Source organism: Agromyces excoecariae, from assembly GCF_051715505.1.
Lineage (GTDB): Bacteria > Actinomycetota > Actinomycetes > Actinomycetales > Microbacteriaceae > Agromyces.
The window spans coordinates 34,397-54,061 of the sequence record NZ_JBPSLA010000004.1 but is presented as its reverse complement, the minus strand read 5'-3'; the positions used below and the strand labels follow the sequence as shown (position 1 = coordinate 54,061).

At 73.1% G+C, this 19,665-nt stretch carries 20 protein-coding genes; 9 read left to right on the top strand and 11 right to left on the bottom strand.

All coding sequences use genetic code 11. From position 1 onward, the window contains the following. Window positions 1-25: 25 nt before the first annotated feature. Window positions 26-310 carry a hypothetical protein gene (locus ACSJD1_RS05010; protein WP_438854213.1) on the top strand — a complete coding sequence of 95 codons (285 nt, stop codon included), beginning with the start codon at window positions 26-28 and terminating at the stop codon, window positions 308-310. Here the strand turns inward: ACSJD1_RS05010 and ACSJD1_RS05005 are convergent. Further along, window positions 307-546 carry a hypothetical protein gene (locus ACSJD1_RS05005; protein WP_438854212.1) on the bottom strand — a complete coding sequence of 80 codons (240 nt, stop codon included), beginning with the start codon at window positions 544-546 and terminating at the stop codon, window positions 307-309. The genes ACSJD1_RS05010 and ACSJD1_RS05005 overlap by 4 nt on opposite strands. A 40-nt stretch (window positions 547-586) precedes the next feature. On the opposite strand from ACSJD1_RS05005, the gene ACSJD1_RS05000 reads away from it, so the two are divergent. The 3 genes from ACSJD1_RS05000 to ACSJD1_RS04990 are packed head-to-tail and all read left to right on the top strand — an operon-like array spanning window position 587 to window position 2,338. Next, a complete protein-coding gene (locus ACSJD1_RS05000) occupies window positions 587-937 on the top strand; it encodes a PadR family transcriptional regulator (RefSeq protein WP_438854211.1) in 351 nt (116 codons plus the stop codon). A gap of 56 nt (window positions 938-993) precedes the next feature. Then, the gene (locus ACSJD1_RS04995; protein ID WP_438854210.1) at window positions 994-1,671 is read left to right on the top strand and encodes a hypothetical protein; all 678 of its coding nucleotides are present in this window, start codon (window positions 994-996) and stop codon (window positions 1,669-1,671) included. After that, entirely contained in the window at window positions 1,664-2,338 is a 675-nt protein-coding gene (locus ACSJD1_RS04990; protein WP_438854209.1) for a hypothetical protein, read from the top strand. Before ACSJD1_RS04995 ends, ACSJD1_RS04990 begins: the two co-directional genes overlap by 8 nt. A gap of 18 nt (window positions 2,339-2,356) precedes the next feature. On the opposite strand, the gene ACSJD1_RS04985 is transcribed toward ACSJD1_RS04990, so the two are convergent. Then, window positions 2,357-3,613, bottom strand: coding sequence for an MFS transporter (locus ACSJD1_RS04985; RefSeq protein ID WP_438854553.1), 1,257 nt, complete (start codon window positions 3,611-3,613; stop codon window positions 2,357-2,359). 163 nt (window positions 3,614-3,776) lie between these two features. Between ACSJD1_RS04985 and ACSJD1_RS04980 the strand changes: the two genes are divergently transcribed. Further along, the gene (locus ACSJD1_RS04980; RefSeq protein ID WP_438854208.1) at window positions 3,777-4,283 is read left to right on the top strand and encodes a MarR family winged helix-turn-helix transcriptional regulator; all 507 of its coding nucleotides are present in this window, start codon (window positions 3,777-3,779) and stop codon (window positions 4,281-4,283) included. 55 nt (window positions 4,284-4,338) lie between these two features. Here ACSJD1_RS04980 and ACSJD1_RS04975 read toward each other — a convergent pair whose 3' ends face one another. From ACSJD1_RS04975 to ACSJD1_RS04950, 6 genes are all read right to left on the bottom strand, one after another. Continuing rightward, window positions 4,339-4,812: a hypothetical protein gene (locus ACSJD1_RS04975; RefSeq protein WP_438854207.1), complete on the bottom strand. Its 474-nt coding sequence runs from the start codon at window positions 4,810-4,812 to the stop codon at window positions 4,339-4,341. Continuing rightward, a complete protein-coding gene (locus ACSJD1_RS04970) occupies window positions 4,809-5,207 on the bottom strand; it encodes a RidA family protein (protein ID WP_438854206.1) in 399 nt (132 codons plus the stop codon). The genes ACSJD1_RS04975 and ACSJD1_RS04970 overlap by 4 nt, the downstream gene beginning before the upstream one ends. A gap of 86 nt (window positions 5,208-5,293) precedes the next feature. Beyond that, window positions 5,294-7,711, bottom strand: a complete 2,418-nt coding sequence (locus ACSJD1_RS04965; RefSeq protein ID WP_438854205.1) for a beta-xylosidase/alpha-l-arabinosidase — start codon at window positions 7,709-7,711, stop codon at window positions 5,294-5,296. Continuing rightward, window positions 7,708-8,610 (bottom strand): carbohydrate ABC transporter permease, encoded by a 903-nt coding sequence (locus tag ACSJD1_RS04960; RefSeq protein ID WP_438854204.1) that lies wholly within the window; start codon window positions 8,608-8,610, stop codon window positions 7,708-7,710. Before ACSJD1_RS04960 ends, ACSJD1_RS04965 begins: the two co-directional genes overlap by 4 nt. 1 nt (window position 8,611) lies before the next feature. Beyond that, window positions 8,612-9,493 carry a carbohydrate ABC transporter permease gene (locus tag ACSJD1_RS04955; protein ID WP_438854203.1) on the bottom strand — a complete coding sequence of 294 codons (882 nt, stop codon included), beginning with the start codon at window positions 9,491-9,493 and terminating at the stop codon, window positions 8,612-8,614. Window positions 9,494-9,609: 116 nt separating this feature from the next. After that, complete coding sequence (locus tag ACSJD1_RS04950) at window positions 9,610-10,902, bottom strand: ABC transporter substrate-binding protein (RefSeq protein ID WP_438854202.1); 1,293 nt, start codon at window positions 10,900-10,902, stop codon at window positions 9,610-9,612. 144 nt (window positions 10,903-11,046) lie between these two features. Here ACSJD1_RS04950 and ACSJD1_RS04945 point away from each other — a divergent pair, with 144 nt between their 5' ends. From ACSJD1_RS04945 to ACSJD1_RS04930, 4 genes are all read left to right on the top strand, one after another. Next, window positions 11,047-12,240, top strand: coding sequence for an ROK family protein (locus ACSJD1_RS04945; RefSeq protein WP_438854201.1), 1,194 nt, complete (start codon window positions 11,047-11,049; stop codon window positions 12,238-12,240). Window positions 12,241-12,467: 227 nt separating this feature from the next. Further along, window positions 12,468-13,739: a multidrug effflux MFS transporter gene (locus ACSJD1_RS04940; RefSeq protein ID WP_438854200.1), complete on the top strand. Its 1,272-nt coding sequence runs from the start codon at window positions 12,468-12,470 to the stop codon at window positions 13,737-13,739. Window positions 13,740-13,883: 144 nt separating this feature from the next. After that, a complete protein-coding gene (locus tag ACSJD1_RS04935) occupies window positions 13,884-14,513 on the top strand; it encodes a phosphatase PAP2 family protein (protein ID WP_438854199.1) in 630 nt (209 codons plus the stop codon). Between the two features lie 27 nt (window positions 14,514-14,540). Continuing rightward, window positions 14,541-14,687, top strand: coding sequence for a hypothetical protein (locus ACSJD1_RS04930; protein ID WP_438854198.1), 147 nt, complete (start codon window positions 14,541-14,543; stop codon window positions 14,685-14,687). 105 nt (window positions 14,688-14,792) lie between these two features. On the opposite strand, the gene xdhC is transcribed toward ACSJD1_RS04930, so the two are convergent. From xdhC to ACSJD1_RS04915, 3 genes are read right to left on the bottom strand one after another with little or no spacing between them, the layout of a single operon-like run. After that, window positions 14,793-15,632, bottom strand: coding sequence for a xanthine dehydrogenase accessory protein XdhC (gene xdhC / locus ACSJD1_RS04925; protein WP_438854197.1), 840 nt, complete (start codon window positions 15,630-15,632; stop codon window positions 14,793-14,795). Between the two features lie 13 nt (window positions 15,633-15,645). After that, window positions 15,646-18,090 (bottom strand): xanthine dehydrogenase molybdopterin binding subunit, encoded by a 2,445-nt coding sequence (gene xdhB, locus ACSJD1_RS04920; protein ID WP_438854196.1) that lies wholly within the window; start codon window positions 18,088-18,090, stop codon window positions 15,646-15,648. After that, on the bottom strand, window positions 18,087-19,592 hold the full coding sequence (locus ACSJD1_RS04915) for a xanthine dehydrogenase small subunit (RefSeq protein WP_438854195.1): 1,506 nt from the start codon (window positions 19,590-19,592) through the stop codon (window positions 18,087-18,089). Before ACSJD1_RS04915 ends, xdhB begins: the two co-directional genes overlap by 4 nt. Between the last annotated feature and the right edge of the window lie 73 nt (window positions 19,593-19,665).

Genomic DNA, 19,665 nt, shown 5'->3' with positions numbered 1-19,665 from the left:
CCGCGGGGGAACGTAGAGTCGAGCCATGGGGGAGAACACACTGCAGGCGGTGGCGCGACCGCACCTGAGCGACACGGTCCAGGACTCGGGATGGTCCATCGCCGTCTCCGGCGCCGACGGGACGGTGCTCGACGTCGAGGTCGTGCACCCGAGGGACATCGGCGCCGACGGCGACGAGGCGGCGATCCGTTCGAAGCTCGCGAAGCGCTACGACGTCTCGGACCTCGAGTTCTCACGCGGTCTCGAGGAGACCGACGACGGCCTGCGCGAGCCGGTGATCCGGATCACCGGGCTGCGCACCGCGTCCTAGCCGTCATCGGACGCGGGTCGCGGTTCCGAGTCGACGGGGCCGACCTGGAGGTCGTCCGCGTCGTCGTCGACGCACACCTCCACGTCGGCGGGCGCGACGACCGGCGCGGATGCCCCCGGCAGCACCATCGTCACGCCCGTCGCCGAGACGGGGAGCCGGCACGGGTCGTCGCTCGTGCGCGCGTCCGTGCGTGAGATCCGAGCCCAGACGTAGGCGCGCCCGCCCGGCGTACACATGGGCTTGCCTTATAGGCATATATCTTCCTATAGTTTCGACATGCCGAGACGAACGCCAGGGGTGCTCCTACCGATCGAGGTGTCGATCCTCGACGTCGGGTCGACGCTGCAGGCCGCGGAGGGGTCGTTCTTCGGGTTCGGGCTCGCTCGCGCGCTCGCCGATCACGACGGCTCCGCCCTGCTGGCGCACGGCACGTTGTACAAGGCGCTCAACCGGATGTCGGAGGCGGGGCTGCTCGAGTCCGAATGGGAGGCCGCCGAATCGGCCGAAGCCGCTGGGCGTCCGCGCCGCAGGCTGTACCGCGTGACGGGTGCGGGGGAGGCGGCGCTCCGCGCGTCCGTTCGCGCCGCGTCAGCGCCGAGCACCGTCACGAGGCCGGCGATCGCGTGAGGGTCGGATCGAGCCGCCACTTCCGGCGGGCCGCGCGCGGCGTCCTCCGCTGGACCATGGCCTACACCCGCGGCCTCGACGCGGCGGTCGCGACGGGCCGCCAGGACGAGATCGCGTCCGACCTCCACGAGCATGCGGCCTGGGCCGCCGAGGCGGGCGTCGGCGGTCGGAGACTCGCCTGGTCGATCGGCCTCCGCGCGATCCGCGGCGTGCCGGCCGATCTCGCCTGGCGCGCCGGCGTCGTGCGTCGGGCCGACCACGACGTGCGGGTCGTGCTCAGCGCCGACGCGGCGCTGCTCGCACTCGTCGCGACGATCGGCGTGCTCGACGTCGCGCTGGGCGCGTTCGTGGCGTACCGGCTCGTCCGCGCACTGGTGATCGGCGACATCGGGAACGTTCCCGGCCCCGTGGTCGGCGCATCGGCCCTCGGGCTGATCGCCCTGCTCGCACTGATCGCCCTGACGAGCGGACTGCACCGGGCCTGGGCCGCGCTCGTGCTGGCGGTTCCGACCACGTTCATCCTGGCCGAGACCGGCCGGGCACTCTACTTCCTCAGCGCCAGCGCGGTGCTCCTGGTGAACCGTCTCCCCTGGTGGGAGACCGCCGCATCCGCCGTCGGCGTCGCGCTCGCACTCGCCTGCGTCGCCGCCGCGATCCACTGGCACCGCGCACCCGGGAGCCACGGGGCTCCGCGCCCCACCGCCACCGATGATGAAGGAGCACCCCTTGGCTGAGATCGACGACCTGCTCGAGGCCGCGCGCAACCGGCCGCGACCCTCGAGTCGCCGCGCGCTGGTCGCGCTCGTGGTCGCCGGTGCCGCCACGATGGTCGCGATCGGCACCGGGGCGACGCTGGCGGCGACGGCTGCGGTGTCGCTGCTCGAGCACGAGGCCGAGTCATCGGCGGCCCGGGACCCGGGTGCGTCGATCCGACCAGCCGCGCCCGCGGTCGACTCGGACGTGGACGTCGTCACGTCGACCCCGACGGTGCCCTCACCTGAGGCGACCCCCACCGCGACGCCGCTCGCGCCGAGCGAGTTCGGCTTCCCGGTCTACGACGCGTCGACCGACATCGCGACCATCCCCCGGCCGGTCGACGACTCCGACCCGGCCCACACCGAGATCTGGCTGACCCAGCAGGGCATCATCGCCGACTGCATGCTCGAACAGGGCTTCGACTACGTGTTCACGGCCTACTGGCTCGTGCCCTCCGACCCCGCGGCGCAGCGTGCCATGATCGGGCTCGGCAACGCGCGACCCGGGACCGTCGAGTTCGAGGCGCTGTACGGCGTCCCCGAGTTCGGTCCCGACGATCCCGACGTCGCGCCCGCGTACCGGTGGGAGGACGCCGGCTGCGTCGGGTACGCCGTCCACGTCACCGGCATGGACGACGCGCACTGACCGCGCGGGGCCGCCGCCTCACACCCCGCCGGCGACCGGGATCGGCCGGGTGAGCGGCGGCTCCGCCACGCGTCGCGACTCGACGAGCGCCCGGTGCACGCGCCAGGCGGCGAACACTGCGAGCACGCTCACCCCGAGGTGCATCCAGAGGAACCCGTCGACGAGGCCGGCTCCGAGCAGCACGCCCGCCACGAGCGGCCCGGCCGCGGTGAAGGCCGTCTGCAGCGCCGCCATGGTGCCGAGCGTCTGCCCGACCATGCCCTTCGGCGCGAGTGATGCGGTCAGCGGGTTCAGCACGGGGCTGTAGATGGTCTCGCCGACCGCGAAGACACCGTACGTCGTGACGAAGATCGCCGCGGCGATGCCGGGTGCGAGTTGCGCGGCCGACAGGCCGAGCCAGGCGATGACCCAGATCGCGCCGACGCCCATGAGCAGCACGGGCGCGCTGCGCTTCGCGGTGAGGCGCACCATCACGACCTGGATCGCGACGATCACGAGGCAGTTGACGGCGGCCGCGGTGCCGATCACGGTGGGGTCGACGCCGAGCACGGTGATGCCGTAGGCCGGCAGCCCCGACTCGAATTGCGCGTAGAAGCCGAGCGCGAGCGTGATCGTCACGATCGCGGTCCAGCGCAGGGCCGGGGTGGCGAAGATGATGCGGAGGATGCCGCGGGAGCGCGCCTCGACGGCGCGGACCGACCCGGTCGGATCGGCCGCGAAGTCCGACGGGACGGTCGCGCCGCGACCGGCGATCCAGATGATGGCGGATGACACGGCGAACCCCGCGGCCGCCATGAGGAAGCCGACGTCGAGGCCGTCGTGCCGGTCGAGGTCGACGAGCAGCCCGGCGATGAAGGCGCCGGCGGCCATGCCGAGCGCCTCGCCCGTGAACTTGTAGGCGAACACCTTGCGGCGGTCGTCGCTCGTGGACCACTGCAGGGCGAGCACCTGCTTCGCGGGCGCGGCGGCCGAGAGCCCCATGCCGAAGACGAGCATGCCGGCGAGGAACGCGCCGGGCTCGTCGGCGACGATGAGCGAGGCCGCGGCCGCGGCGCCGATCAGCTGGGCGGCGACCGCGACCCGCACCGGCGGGAACCGGTCGCTCAGGCGGCCCGCGAGGGGCGCGGCGACGAGCGCGCCGACCGAGAACAGGGAGGCGGCGCCGGCCGCGACGAGTGCGCCCCAGTCCCTCGTCTCCGCGGCATAGGCGTACTGGTAGGGCAGGATCCCGCCCCATCCCAGAGAACCGATGCTCGAAGCGAGGACGAGCAGCATCGCGCGCACGGGCGCACCCCTTTCGTGTTGCCGATCGTCGGGCGATCGATGACGGATGCCGCGGCAGGTCACCGCGGCGACACCGTCGCCACACGGGGCTTCGGTGTCGAATACTTCGATGTCGAAATCTTAGCAACCGAAAGACGTGTGCGAGAATTCCCGCATGGCGAGACGCGGGCCGAGTGCAGCCGAGCAGCACCGCAGGGCCGTCGCGGCCTACGTGGCCGCGGGCGGCGAGGAGTCGGTGCAGCGCGTGATCACCGCCGTGCAGGGCCTCTCGAAGAAGCTCGACCAGTGGTACGCCAGGCAGCTCGCCGACCTCGACGTCACGGCGGGGGAGTGGGCGGTCGTCGCCACGCTCGCGAAGGACGGCGGCGCACTCACGCCGAGCCAGCTCGCCGACCTCACGAACGTGGCGCCCTCATCGATGACCCATCGGCTCGACAAGCTCGTGGAACGGGGCTTCGTCGAGCGCACGCCCGACCCTGAGAACCGGACCCGTATCCTCGTGCGACTCACCGACGGCGGCTGGGAGCTGTTCAGCCTCGCGATCCGCAGCTCCGACGTGGTGGAGTCCGACGTGCTCCAGGACCTCGGCGACGCCGAGCGCGCCGAGCTCGCACGCCTTCTCGAGGTCGTGATCGCCCGCCTCGACGACATCGAGGCCTGAGGCGGCGTCGCACCCGGCGAGCGCATCCCGGTCCGCGACGTCGGCGGTGGTCGCGTCAGACGGGTTCCGGCATCGTTCCGCCGGCCGCCAGGTGGTCGAGGATCGTCGTCCGCCACTCGTCGAGGTAGGCGTCGTACCCGTCGGCGAATCGTGCGAGGTCGGCCGCGGCATCCGTCGTCATCGCGGTGAGGTCGTAGGCGACGCGCACGATGCAGCCCTCGGCGGCGTCGGCGAGTCCGACCGTCACGGTGCCCGCCGTCCACCCCTCGGCGACCCGGGCGTATCGGACCGACCTGCCGATCTCGCAGTCGAGGACGATCCACGTCGTGGGGCGGGCGTCGGCGCTCGTCTGCCAGACCGTGCCCACCTCGAGGTCGTCGGCGCCGTCGACGAAGAACAACGGCAGCCACCCGGGCACCCAGAGCTCCTCGCCGCGCGCCGTGAACAGCCGGAACGCGGCGCCGCGTGACAGCGGAAGCGCGAAGGCGCCGTACAGGACGGCGCGGCCACCGGCCCCCGGCGTCGTCACGGCCCCACCGGCGGGATCGCCGCGATCGCGTCGACCTCGACCAGCGCGCCGGGCCGGGCCGGGGCGACCATGAGGACGGTCACGGCCGTGCGATGGGACCCCCAGACGGCTGCGCTCGCGGCGAAGCCGTCGGCGGGGTCGATGCCCGGCGCGAGGTGGATGTTCAGCTTCACGACGTGCTCCGGTCCGCAACCGGCGGCGGCGAGGACCGCGAGCACGTTGCGGAGCGCCTGCTCGGTCTGCGCTCGGAGGCCCGTGAGCAGCGCCCCTGAGGCATCGATGCCGTTCTGGCCGCCCACGAACAGGAGCGGACCGGCCGGGGCGATCATGCCCTGCGCGAAGGCGGGACTCATCGCGAGGTCGTCGGGATCGACCGGGGTCACGTGCGTCGTCATGGGAGCTCCTCTCGGCTCGATCCGAGTCTTGCGCCCGCCTCCGACACCGGACGTCGGCCGACCCCGACGGTCACCGCGTCATCCGGTCACCCGCTCACACCTGCCACCCGGTCGATCGCGATCGTCGGATGCAGCGTCCGCCGATGGTCGACCACGCGAGTCGGCCCGTCCAACCGCACGCGGTGCGCGTGCACCAGGTCACCGCTCGAACGCCCCACCGAGAGCACGATCTCACCCGGCTCGACGATCCGCGCGCCGGAGCGCGAGGTGAACGACGTGAGGTCCGCCGGCACGCTGAACCCGACGTCGGCGGCGGCGCCCGGCTCGAGCACGACGCGCGCGAAGCCGATGAGCCGCTGCACGGGTCGCACGACCGAGGCGACGGGGTCGTGCAGGTAGAGCTGCACGACCTCGGCCCCGGCGCGCTCGCCGGCGTTCCGAATACGCAGCCGCACGGTCGCCGTGCCATCCGTCGCGATCGACGACTCGTCGCCCGCGAACGACGACCACTCGAACGTCGTGTACCCGAGTCCGTGGCCGAAGGGGAACGCCGCGGTCGGATCCACGTTCGAGACGTCGCTCGCCCGCGCGAGCGGCGCGGCGAGGTAGGTCGTCGGCTGTGCGCCGGGCGTCGACGGGATCGACACGGGCAGGCGCCCGCTCGGGTTCACCCGACCGCTGAGCACGCCCGCGATCGCCCCGGCCCCCTCCTCGCCCGTGAAGAAGGCCTGTACGATGCCGGCCGCCTCCGTCGCGGCCCGTCCGAGCGCGTACGGGCGCCCCGCGAGCAGCGTCAGGACCGCGGGGGTCCCCGTGTCGAGTACCGCGTCGACGAGCGCCTGCTGCGCGCCGGGCAGCGCCAGCGACTCCGCGTCGCAGCCCTCCCCGCTCGTGCCGCGGCCGAAGAGTCCGGCCCGGTCGCCGAGCGCGAGCACGACGACGTCCGCGGATGCCGCGAGCCCGACCGCCTCCGCGAATCCGTCGGTCTCCCCGCCGTCCACGCTCGTGCCGACCGCGTGCCGGATCTCGCTGCCCGGGAACTCCGCGCGGAGCGCGTCGAGCAGGGTCGGGATTCGGATGCCGATCTCCACGCCGGGGTGCTGCGTCACGACGTGCGTCGGGAACGAGTAGCAGCCGAGCATCGCGTACGGGTCGTCGGCGTTCGGGCCGATCACCGCGATCACCGGCGGCGACGCGATCGGCAGCGTCCCGTCGTTCCGCACGAGCACGACCGCGCGCTCGGCGAGCTCGCGCGCGAGCGCGCGGTTGCCGGGCGGGTCGAGGTCGATGCGGCCGCGGAGCCGGTCGGCGTGGGCCGCATCGGCCTCCGCGAGGTCGGCGTCGGCGAGGCCGAGCCGCCCGAGTGCGGCCGGCACGGGGGACCAGCCGGCGTCGAGCAGGCCGAGCTCGGCCTTCTGCCGCAGCACGCGGCGCAGGGCCGTGTCGACGAGGGCCACGTCCACCGCGCCCGACTCGATCGCGGCCCGCAGCGGCTCGCCGAATGCCTTGACCGTGGGCAGCTCGACGTCGATGCCCGCCTCGAGCGCCGCGGCCGCGGCATCCGCCCACGTGTCGGCCACGCCGTGCAGGAGCTTCAGGAAGGCGACCGCGAAGTAGTCCGCGACCACCGTGCCCTCGAACCCCCACGTCTCCCGCAGCAGCTCCGTGAGCAGCCACCGGTCCGCCGCCGACGGCACGCCGTCGAGGTCGGAGTAGGAGTTCATCACACTCCGGGCCCCGCCCTCGCGCACGGCCATCTCGAAGGGCGGCAGCAGCACGTCGCCGAGCTCGCGCGGCCCGATCGAGACGGGCGCGAGGTTGCGCCCGCCCTTCGAGGCGGAGTAGCCGACGAAGTGCTTCAGGGTCGCGACGACGCCGGATGACTCGAGCCCGCGCACGTACGCCGTGCCCACCGTCGCCACGAGGTACGGATCCTCGCCGATGGTCTCCTCGACGCGGCCCCAGCGCGCGTCGCGGACGACGTCGAGCACGGGCGCAAGGCCCTGGTGCACCCCCACCGAGCGCATGTCGGTCCCGATGCGGCGCGCCATCCGCTCGACGAGCACCGGATCGAACGACGCGCCCCACGAGAGCGGCACCGGGTAGGCGGTGGCGCCCCACGCGGCGAAGCCCGCAAGGCACTCCTCGTGGGCGACCGACGGGATGCCGAGCCGGCTCGCCCCGACGATCCGCTGCTGCATCCGCGCGAGCGAGAGCGCGCCGACTGCGGCGTCGACCGGCGCCGTGCCGAACGGCCGCGTGATCTGGCCGAGCCCCGAGGGGAGCAGTGCGTCGAGGTCGACGTCGTCGTTCAGGTCGTGCTGGTGCGGGGCGACGTCGCCGCCACCGTCGTCGGCAGCGCCGACCCACACGCCGTAGAGTTGCGCGAGCTTCTCGTCGAGCGTCATCTCGGCCATGAGGGCCGCGACGCGCTCGTCGATCGACCGTGCGGGGTCGCGCCAGGCGGCATCCGTCACCGGGGTCGTCGGATCGATCGCGGTCATCCCTTCACCGCCCCCTGCAGGCCGCCGACGATGCGACGCTCGGCGACGAGGAAGAACGCCAGCGCCGGGATCATCGCGAGCGACGTGTACGCGAGCACCGCCGCCGTGTCCTGCGAGTACTGGGTCGAGAACTGCGTGACGCCGAGCGGCAGCGGCCAGAGCTCCTGCGGCAGCGTCCCCGTCGAGATCACGAGCAACGGCAGCAGGTAGCCGTTCCAACTGCCGACGAACGCGAGCACGCCGACCGTCACGAGCCCGGGCATCGACAGCGGCAGGAGGATCCGCCAGAAGAACCCGATGCGGCTCGTGCCGTCGATGGACGCCGCCTCCTCGAGTTCGTCGGGGATGGCGCGGAGGAACGGCACGAGGATGATGATCGTCGTCGGCAGTGCGAACGCGATCGACGGGATGATGACCCCGAGGTAGGACCCGTGGAGCCCGAGCGTGCGCAGGAGCAGCGTGAGCGGCAGCGCTGCGACCGTGAGGGGGAACATGAGCCCAGCGGTGAAGAGGGTGTAGAGACCCTGCCGCCCGCGGAAGTCGTAGCGCGCGATCACGAACGCGGCCATGATGCCGACGATCACGACGCCGGCGGTGGTGCCGACGGCGAGGATGACGCTCGCGAGCACGTTGCCCCAGAACCGCTCGGAGCCGAGCACGTTCGCCCAGTTCTGCACGGTCCACGGGTCGGGCAGGCCCGCCGGGTCGGCGTTGAGGTCGGCCGTCGTGCGGAACCCGCCGAGGAAGACGTAGAGCACCGGGCCGATGGCGACCGCGGCGACGACGAGCGCGACGAGGTACACGAAGGGCTGGCCCCAGTCGATGCCACGACCGGCGGCGCGGCGCGGAGGCAGGTCGTCCTCGGGTCGCCCCGTGGTGATGGAGGTCGTCGCGGTCATGTCAGCGCACTCCTCGGGTGACGGCTCCGGCGAGGTCGCGGCGGAGGGCGAGGCGCTGGTAGATCAGCGCAACGGCGAGCGAGATGAAGAACAGGATGACGGCGATGGCGCTGCCGTAGCCCGGCTGGCCCGCGAACTGGCCCTGCTGGACCATGTAGGTCGCCATGGTCTCGGTGGCCATGCCGCGCACGGTCGGCGCGACGGTGACCCACACCATGTCGAACAGCTGGAGCGCGCCGATCATCGACAGGAACGCCCAGATCCGGATCGTCGGACCGAGCAGGGGGATGGTGATGTGCCGCTGGATCTGCCACCAGCTGGCGCCATCGATCGCGGCGGCCTCGGCGAGCTCTTCCGGCACGCCCTGGAGCCCGGCGAGCATCAGGATGATCGCGAAGCCGAGGTACTTCCACGTGAGGATCCAGAACAGCGTCCACAGCGCGATGCTCGGGTCGGCCAGCCAGTTCTGCTGGAGGAAGCCGAGCCCGAGCGCCTCGAGCATGGCGTTCACGCCACCCGTCGGCTGGAGCAGCAGCTTCCAGGCGAGGCCGGCGATGACCTCGGCGAGCACGTAGGGGACGAAGATGAGGAGTCGGAGCGCCGTGCGACCGCGCAACGGGCGGTTGAGCAGGAGCGCGATGCCGATCGCGAGCGGTCCCTGGATGAGCAGGGACGCGAACAGGATGATGAAGTTGTTGCCGATCGCCCGCACGAACTCGGGGGACTCGAACGCGCGCTGGTAGTTGGCGAAGCCGACGAAGCGGTCCGGCTCTGCCAGCTGCTCCCAGCGGAACGCCGGGGGCAGGTTGTAGAGGCTGTAGACCGCGGCGAGGATCACGGGCAGGATCACGAAGCCGAGGAACAGGATCAGGGCGGGGCCCACGAGCAGCACGATCTCGCCGCGCTGCGGAGCCGCGGTGGCGCGCGGGCGCGGGGGGCGGGGGGGGGGGGGGGGGCCGGGGGGGGGGGGGGCCCCGCCCGGCTGGAGCGTTGCGGTCATCAGAGCGTCGCCGCAGCGTCCTGCATCTTCGTGACGATCTCGTCGGGCGTGCCTGAGCCGCCGAAGAGGTTGACGATGCCGTCGTTCATCGCGTTGCCGACGGTGGTGCCGAAGGCCGTGTCGAGCCAGAGCTGCACGAACGACGAGGCCGCGAGGCCGTCGGCGACGAGCTTCAGGTTCGGGTCCTCGAGCGACTCCGTCGCGGCGGGGACGGTGGGGATTCCGGCGCCGCTGGCGGCGAACTTCGCCTGGATGTCCTCGCTCATGATGAACTCGAGCAGCTCGGCGCACTCCGGCGGAGCCTCGGCCGAGCAGGCGAACCCATCGCCGCCGCCGAGCGCTGCGGTCGGGTCGCCGGCCGCGCCCTCGATGCCGGGGAAGGGGAACCAGCCGAGGAACTCGGGCACCTGCTGGTCGGGCGTGAGGCCGCCGATGACGCCGGCGTTCCAGTGGCCCATCAGCTCCATGGCCGCCTGGCCGTTGGCGACGAGGCCGGCCGAGCTGCCCGCGCCCTGCTGGGCGGGCGTGCCGAGGAAGCCCTCCTGGAACGGGTCGATGCCGAGGAAGTCCTCGAGCTGCTCACCCGCCTCGACCCAGCAGTCGTCGCTGAAGTCGAATTCGGTCTCGGCGGACTGCAGCGTCTCGGGGGAGCAGGAGTGCAGGGCGAACTGGTACCACCAGTGCGCGGCGGGCCACTTGTCGCCCGCGCCGACCGCGATGGGCGTGATGCCGGCCTCGCGGAGCGCGCCCACGTCGTCGATCAGCTCGTCGAGCGTGGTCGGCGGTTCGTCGATGCCGGCCTGCTCGAAGAGGTCGGTGTTGTACCAGAAGCCCTCGATGCCGAAGGTGAACGGGATGCCGTAGGTGGCGCCGTCGACCTGCCACGGGTTCACCGTCGCGCCCACGCTGTCGATCGTGTCGGGGATCGCGTCGTCGAGCGGCATCAGGTAGCCGTTCTCGACCTGGTCGCGGAGCTCGCCGCCGGGCCAGACCTGGAAGAGGTCGGGCGGATCGCCGGCCGCAAGGGCGTTCGGGATGAGCGTGCGCTGCAGGTCCTCGTTCTGGTAGCCGGTCTGCTCGACCGTCACGCCGGGGTGCGCCTCCTCGAACTCCTGCGCGACCTCCTCCCAGACCTCGGGGAGTGGACCCGTCGTGCCGTTGTGCCACCAGGTGAGGGTGACCTCGCCATCGCCGCCCTCGTCGCCGCCGCCGGCGCAGCCGGTGAGCGAGGCGACGGCGAGCCCGGTCGCCGCGGCGAGCGTGACGAGCCGCGTGGTGCTGCGTCTGTTCATCATCGAACCTCTCGAAAATTTCGACCACAACGTCGAAAGTGATCTGGACGTGACGAATATACGCTGCGCCCGATATGCGGTCAAGCGCAACATATTCGGCGCGGGAGCGCACGTTCGTGCTCGGGCGAACCTAGAGTGGTGCGCGTGACCGACCGCAGCAACGGCAGCACCGGCAGCTTCGACGGGGTGCATCGACGCAACCTCGCGAGGATCCTGGGGCTCGCTCATCTCGAGGGCCCGCTGTCGCGCGCGCGCATCACCGCGCTCACCGGGCTGAATCGCTCGACCGTGGCCTCGCTCGCCGGCGAACTCGTCGAGCTCGGACTCGTCGAGGAGCGCGCCCCCGGCCCGACCAACCGCGTCGGTCGCCCGTCGCCCGTCGTCGCAGCGCACCCGGGCGTCGTCGCCGTCGCGGTGAATCCGGAGGTCGACGCCGTCACGCTCGCCGCGGTCGGCCTCGGCGGCCGCATCGACGTGCGCGAGCGCATCGAGGTCGACGACCTGGTGACGCCCGAACGTACCGCACTGCTCGTGGCCGACGCGATCGATCGCTGGCGGGCGGGAGACCTGGCTCACGCGCGGTTCGCGGGCGTCGGCCTCGCGGTGCCCGGGCTCGTGCGTGCCGCCGACGGGCTCGTGCGGTTCGCTCCCCACCTCGAGTGGCGTGACGCGCCCGTACGCGAGTTCGTCGAGGAGGCCACCGGCATTCCGACGACGGTCGGCAATGACGCGAGCCTCGGCGCGCTCGCCGAGCACCTGTTCGGCGCGGGGCGCGGCGTCGACGACCTCGTCTACCTGAACGGCGGCGCGAGCGGCATCGGCGGCGGTCTCGTCGTGCACGGGCGCGCCGTCGGCGGCCACAGCGGCTACGCGGGCGAGTTCGGGCAGAACCGACCCGGGATCGCCGCATCCGACGACCGACGTGCCGACGGCGGCGTGCTCGAGGACGAGGTCGGCCGCGCCAGGCTGCTGGAGGCGGTCGGCATCCGCTCGGCGGACGAGCCGACGCTGGCGGGAGCCATCCGCTCGGCCGTCGAGGCGGGCGACCCCGCGATCGCATCGGAGCTCGATCGCCAGCGCCGCATCCTCGCGACCGCGCTCGCGAACGCCGTCAACGTCCTGAACCCGTCGCTCGTGATCCTCGGCGGGTTCCTCGCGACGCTCGCCGAGCAGGATCCCGATGCCCTCCGGGCGGCAGTCGCCGCCCAGGCCATGCCCGCCGCGATGGAGGACGTCGACGTCGTGGTCGCCGCGCTCGGTGAGGATCGCCTCATGATCGGCGCCGCCGAACTGGCGTTCACGAGGCTCCTCGACGACCCGCTCTCGGTCGCCGGCTGAGGCGTCGGCGGGGCCTGCGGCCAGAATCCGAACGCAGTTCGGCTTGCGTCGACGGGGGGACGTCGCGCTAGACTCGAAGTTCAGTCGAATCGATTCGAGGCCAGGACGGCCGAGATCGCACCCGACGGCGCCCCACGGGGCGCCGTTCCTGTTCGCCCGGCGCCCGACGGCGTGCGCCAGCGCAGCCGCCTCCGCAACCGCACTCCAGCACGCCTCGGGAACCGCCTATGTCAACCGCCTCCATCCCCATCGTCCGACCGGACGACTACGCCGCACCCCGCCACCCCGGCGACCTCCTCAGCCGCCGTCAGCGGCTCGTCTACGTGCTCGTCCTCGGGGCGCTCACGGCCCTCGGGCCGTTCACGGTCGATCTCTACCTGCCGGCGTTCCCCGCGCTCGAGTCCGAGCTCGGCGTCTCGGCGGCCGCGGTGCAGATCACGCTCACGGGCACCATGATCGGCTTCGGCCTCGGCCAGCTCGTCGTCGGCCCCTGGAGCGACAAGGTCGGCCGCCGGCTGCCCCTGATCCTCGCGACCGTGCTGCACATCGCGGCATCCGTGGCCGCGGCCCTCGCTCCCGACATCACCTGGCTCGCGGTCTTCCGCCTGCTGCAGGGCTTCGGCGCCGCCGCGGGAGGCGTGGTCGCGATGGCCATGGTGCGCGACCTGTTCGGCGGCAAGCCGCTCGTGCGGATGCTCTCGCGCCTCGCACTCGTCAACGGCCTCGCTCCCGTGCTCGCGCCCGTGATCGGCTCGCAGCTGCTCCAGTTCATGGACTGGCGCGGCGTCTTCTGGGTGCTCGCCGGCTACGGCGTCGCCGTCGTCCTCGCGGTCGCCTTCCTGATCGTGGAGACGCTGCCCGAGTCGCGCCGCCACATCGCGGGCCACTCGTCGATGCGCGAGCGCTACCGCGCCCTGTTCCGCGACCGCATCTACCTCGGTGCCGCGATCATCGGCGGCATGACGTTCACCGGGCTGTTCGCCTACCTGTCGACGTCGTCGTTCCTGTTCCAGCAGGTCTACGCGTTCAGCCCGCAGGAGTTCGGCCTGCTCTTCGCGGTCAACTCCGTGGGCGTCATCATCGGCGTGCAGACCTCGTCGCGGCTGATCCGCGGCCCGATCCCGCCGCAGTACGTGCTCGCCGGCACGACGATCGTCCACGCCGCGATGGCGATCGCGATCGTCGTGCTCGACTCCTCGGGCGCCGGGTTCTGGGGCACCGCCATCCCGCTGTGGATCTACATCACCGCGTGCGGCTTCACCTTCCCGGCCGTGCAGGTGCTCGCCCTCGCCCACCACGGGGCCGAGGCCGGAACCGCCGCGTCGCTGCTGGGCGCCCTGAACTTCGGCCTGGCCGGCGCGATCTCGCCGCTGATCGGCCTGTTCGGCATCCACAACGCGGTCCCGATGGCCTCCTTCATGCTCGGTGCCGCGATCATCGCGATCGCCTCGGTGTGGCTGCTCGTGCGACCGAAGACCGTGCCGGCGCTCTCGGACTGATCGGCGCGACGAGCGGATGCCGCGTGCCGCATGCCGGCTGCGGCATCCGCTCGTCCCACGGCGCCGCGGGCCGTTCCGTCCGGGTCTCGGGCCACGCGGCGGCGCTGCACCGGCGGCTCAGGTCGGCGCGACTAACGTGTCGACATGAGCGAACCCGACCGGACCGCGTCCGACCTCGACTCGACCGTCGACGGTCGAGGACCGGTGAGCGCCCCGGATGTCGACCTGGACCCCGGCGTCAGGGAGCAGCGCACCGAGCACGTCGGCCGCTTCGTGCCGTTCGCCGCGGGGATCGCCTCGCTCGTCATCGCGGTGGTGCTCGGCATCGTGATCCTGTTCCGCGCGGGAACCGTCTTCGAGATCGACGAGGAGTGGGCCGAGGAGATCTTCACGCTCCGCGGGCCGATCGGCGACCTCTTCGCGTTCGGCATGAACGCGCTCGGCGGCGGGATCATCGGCGTGTTCGTCGTGCCCATCACGATCGCCGTCATCCTGCTCGCCATCCGGAGGCCCTGGGCCGCGCTGTACTTCATCACCGCATCGGCGGCCAGCGCCCTCGTCGTGCAGGTGCTGAAGAACCTCTTCGGGCGCGCCCGTCCGGAGGACATCATCGTGCTCTCCGACTTCGGCTCGTTCCCCTCCGGGCACGTCGCGAACGCCGCGACGATCGCGGTGACGCTCGGCATCATCGTCCCGCGCGGCTGGGTCTGGTTCTGGGGTGCCGTCTACACGGTGCTCATGGCGATCAGTCGCACCTACCTCGGCGCCCACTGAATCACCGACACGATCGGCGGCGCGCTCGTGGGCGCCGGCGCCGCGCTCCTCGTCTGGACGGTCTTCGCCCAGCGGATGGAACGCGAGCGCCTCGCCCGAGCGGCCGCGATCGCGGAGCACAACCGCGCCGTCGCGGCCTCGCACGTCACGCCGCCGGCGCGCCCGCGCGAGTAGCGCGCGGTGCCGTGCGCGAGAGTTCGGGAGGAGATCTCGGCCGGCGCCCGGCGTGTCGCGGGGCGACACGCCGGGCCGGCCCCGGAAGTTCCTCCCGAGCGGCGTTCAGGTGCTGCGGGAGCCGCCGGCCGGCGACTGCTCGACGCGCTGCAGCAGCTCGGCGGCGACGCTGACGGCGATCGCCGCCGGCTCCTTCGAGCGGATGCCGTCGATGCCGATCGGGGTCTCGATACGGGCGAGCGCCGCCTCGTCGTGGTCCGCCGAGGCGAGCTGCGTACGGAAGCGCGCCCACTTCGAGCGCGAGCCGATGAGGCCGATCGACGCGAGGCCGGGGGTGCGCAGCGCGGCGTCGCAGATCGCGAGGTCCTCGGCGTGGTCGTGCGTCATGACGAGCACATGCGCCCCCGTCGGCAGGTCGGCGAGCGCCGCCTCGGGCACGGGCAGGTGGTGGATCCGGATCGTCGCGACCGCATCGGCGAAGGGCCCGGAGACGCCGGGCTCGCCGAGGCGATCCGGCGCGAGCATGGCCGCGCGCGAGTCGACGAGGTCGAGTTCGAGCGGATGCCGCGCCAGGATCCGCGCGAGCTCGAGCCCGACGTGCCCGAGGCCGAAGATCGCGACGGCCGGGACGACCGGAAGGGGTTCCAGCAGCATCGTGACCTCTCCTCCGCAGCACTGCACGCCGTAGTCCGCGGCGGCGCGGTCGCTCAGCGTGAGCGTCAGCAGTTCGGGCTCCGCGGCCCCGGCGGCGAGCATCTCCCTCGCCCGGGCCAGCGCCGTCTGCTCCAGGTTGCCGCCGCCGACCGTGCCCACGACCTCATCACGGGCGACGACCATCTTCGCCCCGCCGTTGCGCGGCGCGTGGCCGCGCACCATCGCGAGCGTCACGAGCACCGCGGGCGTGCGCGCGACCCGGAGGCGCTGCACGGCGTCGACCCAGTCCATCGGCGACCGTCCGTCAGCGGTCGGCGGACACGCGTCCGGCGCGCGCGGTGCGCGACGCGGCATCCGTCGCGTCGATCGCGACCGGCTCGGCCGAGGCATCCGTCGCCCGTGGCGCGGCCGACGCAGCCGCCCGACCGGCCTCTCGCGCGGCTTCGATCGCAAAGAACACCGCCTCGGGCGTCGACGGCGCGGCGAGCTCGACCGAGTGCCCGGGCGGGCCGAAGGCCGCGACGGCCTCGCGGATCGCCTCGCGCGCGCTGAACGCGAGCATGAGCGGCGGCTCGCCCACGGCCTTCGAGCCGTAGATCGCGCCGTCCTCGTGCGCGCGCTCGAGGAAGTGCACGTTGAGCTCGTCGGGCAGCTCGGAAAAGCTCGGCAGCTTGTAGGTACTCGCCGACGGCGTGAGCAGGCGCCCGCGGCCGGGGCCGTCGGTCTCGTCCCAGCGCAGCTCCTCGAGGGTGAGCCAGCCGACGCCCTGCATGAACGCGCCCTCGACCTGCCCGAGGTCGATGAGCGGCGAGAGCGAGTCGCCGACGTCGTGCACGATGTCGACCCTCCGCAACCGGGTCGCGCCGGTGAAGCCGTCGACCTCGATCTCGCTCGCGGCGACGCCGTAGGCGAAGTACTTGAAGGGCGTGCCCGTCATCGTCGCGGGATCCCAGCCGAGCCCCTCGGTGCGGTAGTAGCCGGCCGCGAACAGCTGCACGCGCTCGGCGTACGCGGTCGCCGCGAGCTCGCCGAAGAGCACGGAGACGCCGGGGTCGCCGCCGTGGACGCGGCCGTCCTCGAACCGCACGTCGGCCGCGTCGACGCCGAGCACGTTCGCGGCCACTGGACGCAGCCGGGCGATGATCTGGTCGCAGGCGTCCTTCACGGCGGCGCCGTTGAGGTCGGCGCCGGAGGAGGCCGCGGTCGCCGAGGTGTTCGGCACCTTGTCGGTGCGCGTGGGCGCGAGGCGCACCTGCGCGAGCGGAACGCCGAGCGCGGTCGCCGCGACCTGGAGCATCTTGGTGTGCAGACCCTGCCCGAGCTCGGTGCCGCCGTGGTTCACGAGCACGGAACCGTCGCGGTAGACGTGCACGAGCGCGCCGGCCTGGTTGTAGGCCGTGAAGGTGAACGAGATGCCGAACTTCACCGGCGTGATCGCGAGCGCGCGCTTCACGTCGGGATCGGCGGCGTTCGCCGCCGCGATCTCCTCGCGCCGCCGCGCGACGTCGGCCTCGTCGAGCACGCGCGACCACGCCTCGCCGAGGCGCTCGGCGTGCCGCACCTCCATGCCGTACGGCGTCGTCTGCCCCGGACGGTACAGGTTGCGCTCGCGGAGCTCGGCGGCGTCGATGCCCAGCTGCGGGGCGACGCGGCCGAGGATGTCCTCGATCACGAACATGCCCTGCGGGCCGCCGAACCCGCGGAAGGCGGTCTGCGAGGTGACGTTGGTGCGTGCGATGCGCCCGTGCACCTCGATGTCGGGGATCCAGTAGGCGTTGTCGACGTGGCACAGCGCGCGCCCGAGCACGGGGTCGGAGAGGTCGAGGCTCCAGCCGCCGTTCGAGGTCAGCGTCGCCTCGAGGCCGAGGATGCGCCCGTCGTCGTCGAACCCGGCCCGCCAGGTCGCGTGGAACGGGTGCCGCTTGCCGGTCATGGTCATGTCCTGCGCGCGGGTCAGGCGGAGTCGCACCGGCCGGCCGGTGCGCACGGCGCCGAGCGCGGCGATCGCGGCGAGCCCGTGCGGCTGCATCTCCTTGCCGCCGAAGCCGCCGCCGAGGCGCAGCGACTGCACGGTGACGCGGTGGTTCGGCACGCCGAGCACGTGCGCGACGATCTCCTGCGTCTCGGACGGATGCTGCGTGCTCGACTCGACGAACACCTGCCCCTCGGAGTCGACGTGCGCGAACGACGCGTGCGTCTCGAGGTAGAAGTGCTCCTGCCCGCCGACGACGCTGACGCCCTCGAAGACGTGCGGCGCCGAGGCGAGGGCGGATGCCGCGTCGCCGCGCCGCACGGTCGGCGCGATGCCCTGGAAGGAGCCGGCGGCGATCGCCTCCTCGACGGTCACGATCGACGGCAGCTCCACGGCGTCGACCACGACCGCGGCGGCCCCGAGCCGCGCGGCCTCGGCGGTCTCGCCGAGCACCCACGCGAGCGCGTGCCCGTGGTACTGCGCCTCGTGGGGGAAGAGCGGTTCGTCGCCCTTCGCGCCGGCGTCGTTGACGCCCGTCACGTCGTCGGCCGTGAGCACGTGCACGACACCGGGTACCTCGAGCGCCGGCGAGACGTCGAGCCGTACGCGGGCGTGCGCGTGCGTCGAGGTCACGGGCCACGCCGTGAGCACGTCGCGCCGGGTGGCGGCGAGGTCGTCGGTGTAGACGGCGGTGCCGGTCGCGTGCAGCCGGGCGCTCTCGTGCGGAACGGGCGTGCCGGCGACGGCGCCGGCGGGGCGGTCGCTGAGCTCGCTCATGCGGGCACCCCCTCGCGCGCGGTGCGCCGATGCAGCTGCAGCAGCGACTGGGCGAGCATCGCGGACCGGTACTCGGCGCTCGCGCGGTGATCGGACATTGGAGTGCCCTCCCCGCCGAGCACGGAGGCCGCCTCCCGCACGGTGTCGGCGGACCATTCGCGGCCGACGAGCGCGGCCTCCGTCGCCCGCGCCCGGATCGGGGTCGCGGCGACGCCGCCGAGGCCGATGCGCGCCGATGCGACCGTGCCGCGCTCCTCGTCCAGGTCGATCGCGAAGGCGACGGCCACGCTCGAGATGTCGTCGTAGCGGCGCTTGGCGACCTTGTGGAACGCGGTCAGGTTGGCCGTCGGCCGCGGGATCCGGATCGTGCGGATGAGTTCGCCGGGCCGGCGGAGGGTCTCGCGATACCCCGTGAAGTAGTCGGCGAGGTCGACCTCGCGCTCGCCGTCGGGCGAGGCGAGCACGAGCCGCGCCTCGAGGGCGAGGAGCGCGGGCGGCGCGTCGCCGATGGGGGAGGCGGTGCCGAGGTTGCCGCCGAGCGTGGCGCGGTTGCGGATGAGCGGCGACGCGAACTGGGGAAACAGCGCGGCGAGCAGCGGCACGCGCCCCGCGAGCTCGCGCTCGACCTCGGTGAGGGTGAGCGCGGCGCCGAGGTCGAGGCCGGCGTCGTCCTCGTGGAAGCCCCGCAGCTGGTCGAGGCGGTCGATCGCGATGACGAGCGGTGCGCGGCGCCCGCGCAGGTTCGCCTCGACGCCCCAGTCGGTGCAGCCGGCGATCGCGACGGCGTCGGGTTCGACGTGCAGCAGGGCGAGCGCCTCGTCGAGCGACTCGGGCCGCACGAATCGTCCGCCCTCGCCGGCGAGGCGGGTCGGGCGGGCGGCGGGCGCGGGCCGCGCGCGCCGCTCGGCGAGCACGTCGCCCGCGGCGGGCCTCGTGTCGATCCCGAGCGCGGCGTCGCGGATCGGTCGGTAGCCCGTGCATCGGCACAGGTTGCCGCTCAGCGCGTGGAGGTCGAAGTGCTCGGGACCACCTGGCGGCGAGGCGCCGGCGACGGCGCCGTTGCCGCCGTCGGCGCCGGCGCGGACGGAGGTTGCGCCATCCGCGCCGCCTCCCGTGCTCCGCGCCGCTCCGGCCCGGTAGAACTCGGCCGCCATGCTGCAGGCGAAGCCGGGCGTGCAGTAGCCGCACTGCGATCCGCCCGCCTCGGCGAGGGCGGCCTGCACCGGGTGCATCCGCTCCGGCGTGCCGAGGCCCTCGGCGGTCACGACCTCCTGGCCGTCGAGCGAAGCGGCGGGCATGAGGCAGGCGTTCACCGCCGTCCACGCGGTGCCGCCGCCGTCGGGCGTGGCGACCAGCACGGCGCAGGCGCCGCACTCGCCCTCGGCGCAACCCTCCTTCGCGCCGGTCAGGCCGATCGACCTGAGCCAATCGAGCGCAGTGGTGTGGGCCGCGATGCCGGAGGCATCTCGCGGCCGGCCGTTCACGGTGACGACGATGTCCATGCCTTCGCTCCCTCTGTCCGGAGTCTACGCCGCGCGCAGGCCCGGCTTCCGGTCGCGCTCATGCGCGCAGGCC

What these genes read in the sequence shown, in the direction of transcription:
- ACSJD1_RS04940 (WP_438854200.1), top strand. Translation starts at nt 12,468, where the DNA reads ATGTCAACCGCCTCCATCCCCATCGTCCGACCGGACGACTACGCCGCA.
- ACSJD1_RS04985 (WP_438854553.1), bottom strand. Translation starts at nt 3,613, where the DNA reads ATGCTGCTCGTCCTCGCTTCGAGCATCGGTTCTCTGGGATGGGGCGGG.
- ACSJD1_RS04970 (WP_438854206.1), bottom strand. Translation starts at nt 5,207, where the DNA reads ATGACGACGCACGTGACCCCGGTCGATCCCGACGACCTCGCGATGAGT.
- ACSJD1_RS04995 (WP_438854210.1), top strand. Translation starts at nt 994, where the DNA reads ATGGCCTACACCCGCGGCCTCGACGCGGCGGTCGCGACGGGCCGCCAG.
- ACSJD1_RS04960 (WP_438854204.1), bottom strand. Translation starts at nt 8,610, where the DNA reads ATGACCGCGACGACCTCCATCACCACGGGGCGACCCGAGGACGACCTG.
- ACSJD1_RS04965 (WP_438854205.1), bottom strand. Translation starts at nt 7,711, where the DNA reads ATGACCGCGATCGATCCGACGACCCCGGTGACGGATGCCGCCTGGCGC.
- ACSJD1_RS05010 (WP_438854213.1), top strand. Translation starts at nt 26, where the DNA reads ATGGGGGAGAACACACTGCAGGCGGTGGCGCGACCGCACCTGAGCGAC.
- ACSJD1_RS05000 (WP_438854211.1), top strand. Translation starts at nt 587, where the DNA reads ATGCCGAGACGAACGCCAGGGGTGCTCCTACCGATCGAGGTGTCGATC.
- ACSJD1_RS04915 (WP_438854195.1), bottom strand. Translation starts at nt 19,592, where the DNA reads ATGGACATCGTCGTCACCGTGAACGGCCGGCCGCGAGATGCCTCCGGC.
- xdhC (WP_438854197.1), bottom strand. Translation starts at nt 15,632, where the DNA reads ATGGACTGGGTCGACGCCGTGCAGCGCCTCCGGGTCGCGCGCACGCCC.
- ACSJD1_RS05005 (WP_438854212.1), bottom strand. Translation starts at nt 546, where the DNA reads ATGTGTACGCCGGGCGGGCGCGCCTACGTCTGGGCTCGGATCTCACGC.
- ACSJD1_RS04935 (WP_438854199.1), top strand. Translation starts at nt 13,884, where the DNA reads ATGAGCGAACCCGACCGGACCGCGTCCGACCTCGACTCGACCGTCGAC.
- xdhB (WP_438854196.1), bottom strand. Translation starts at nt 18,090, where the DNA reads ATGAGCGAGCTCAGCGACCGCCCCGCCGGCGCCGTCGCCGGCACGCCC.
- ACSJD1_RS04950 (WP_438854202.1), bottom strand. Translation starts at nt 10,902, where the DNA reads ATGAACAGACGCAGCACCACGCGGCTCGTCACGCTCGCCGCGGCGACC.
- ACSJD1_RS04980 (WP_438854208.1), top strand. Translation starts at nt 3,777, where the DNA reads ATGGCGAGACGCGGGCCGAGTGCAGCCGAGCAGCACCGCAGGGCCGTC.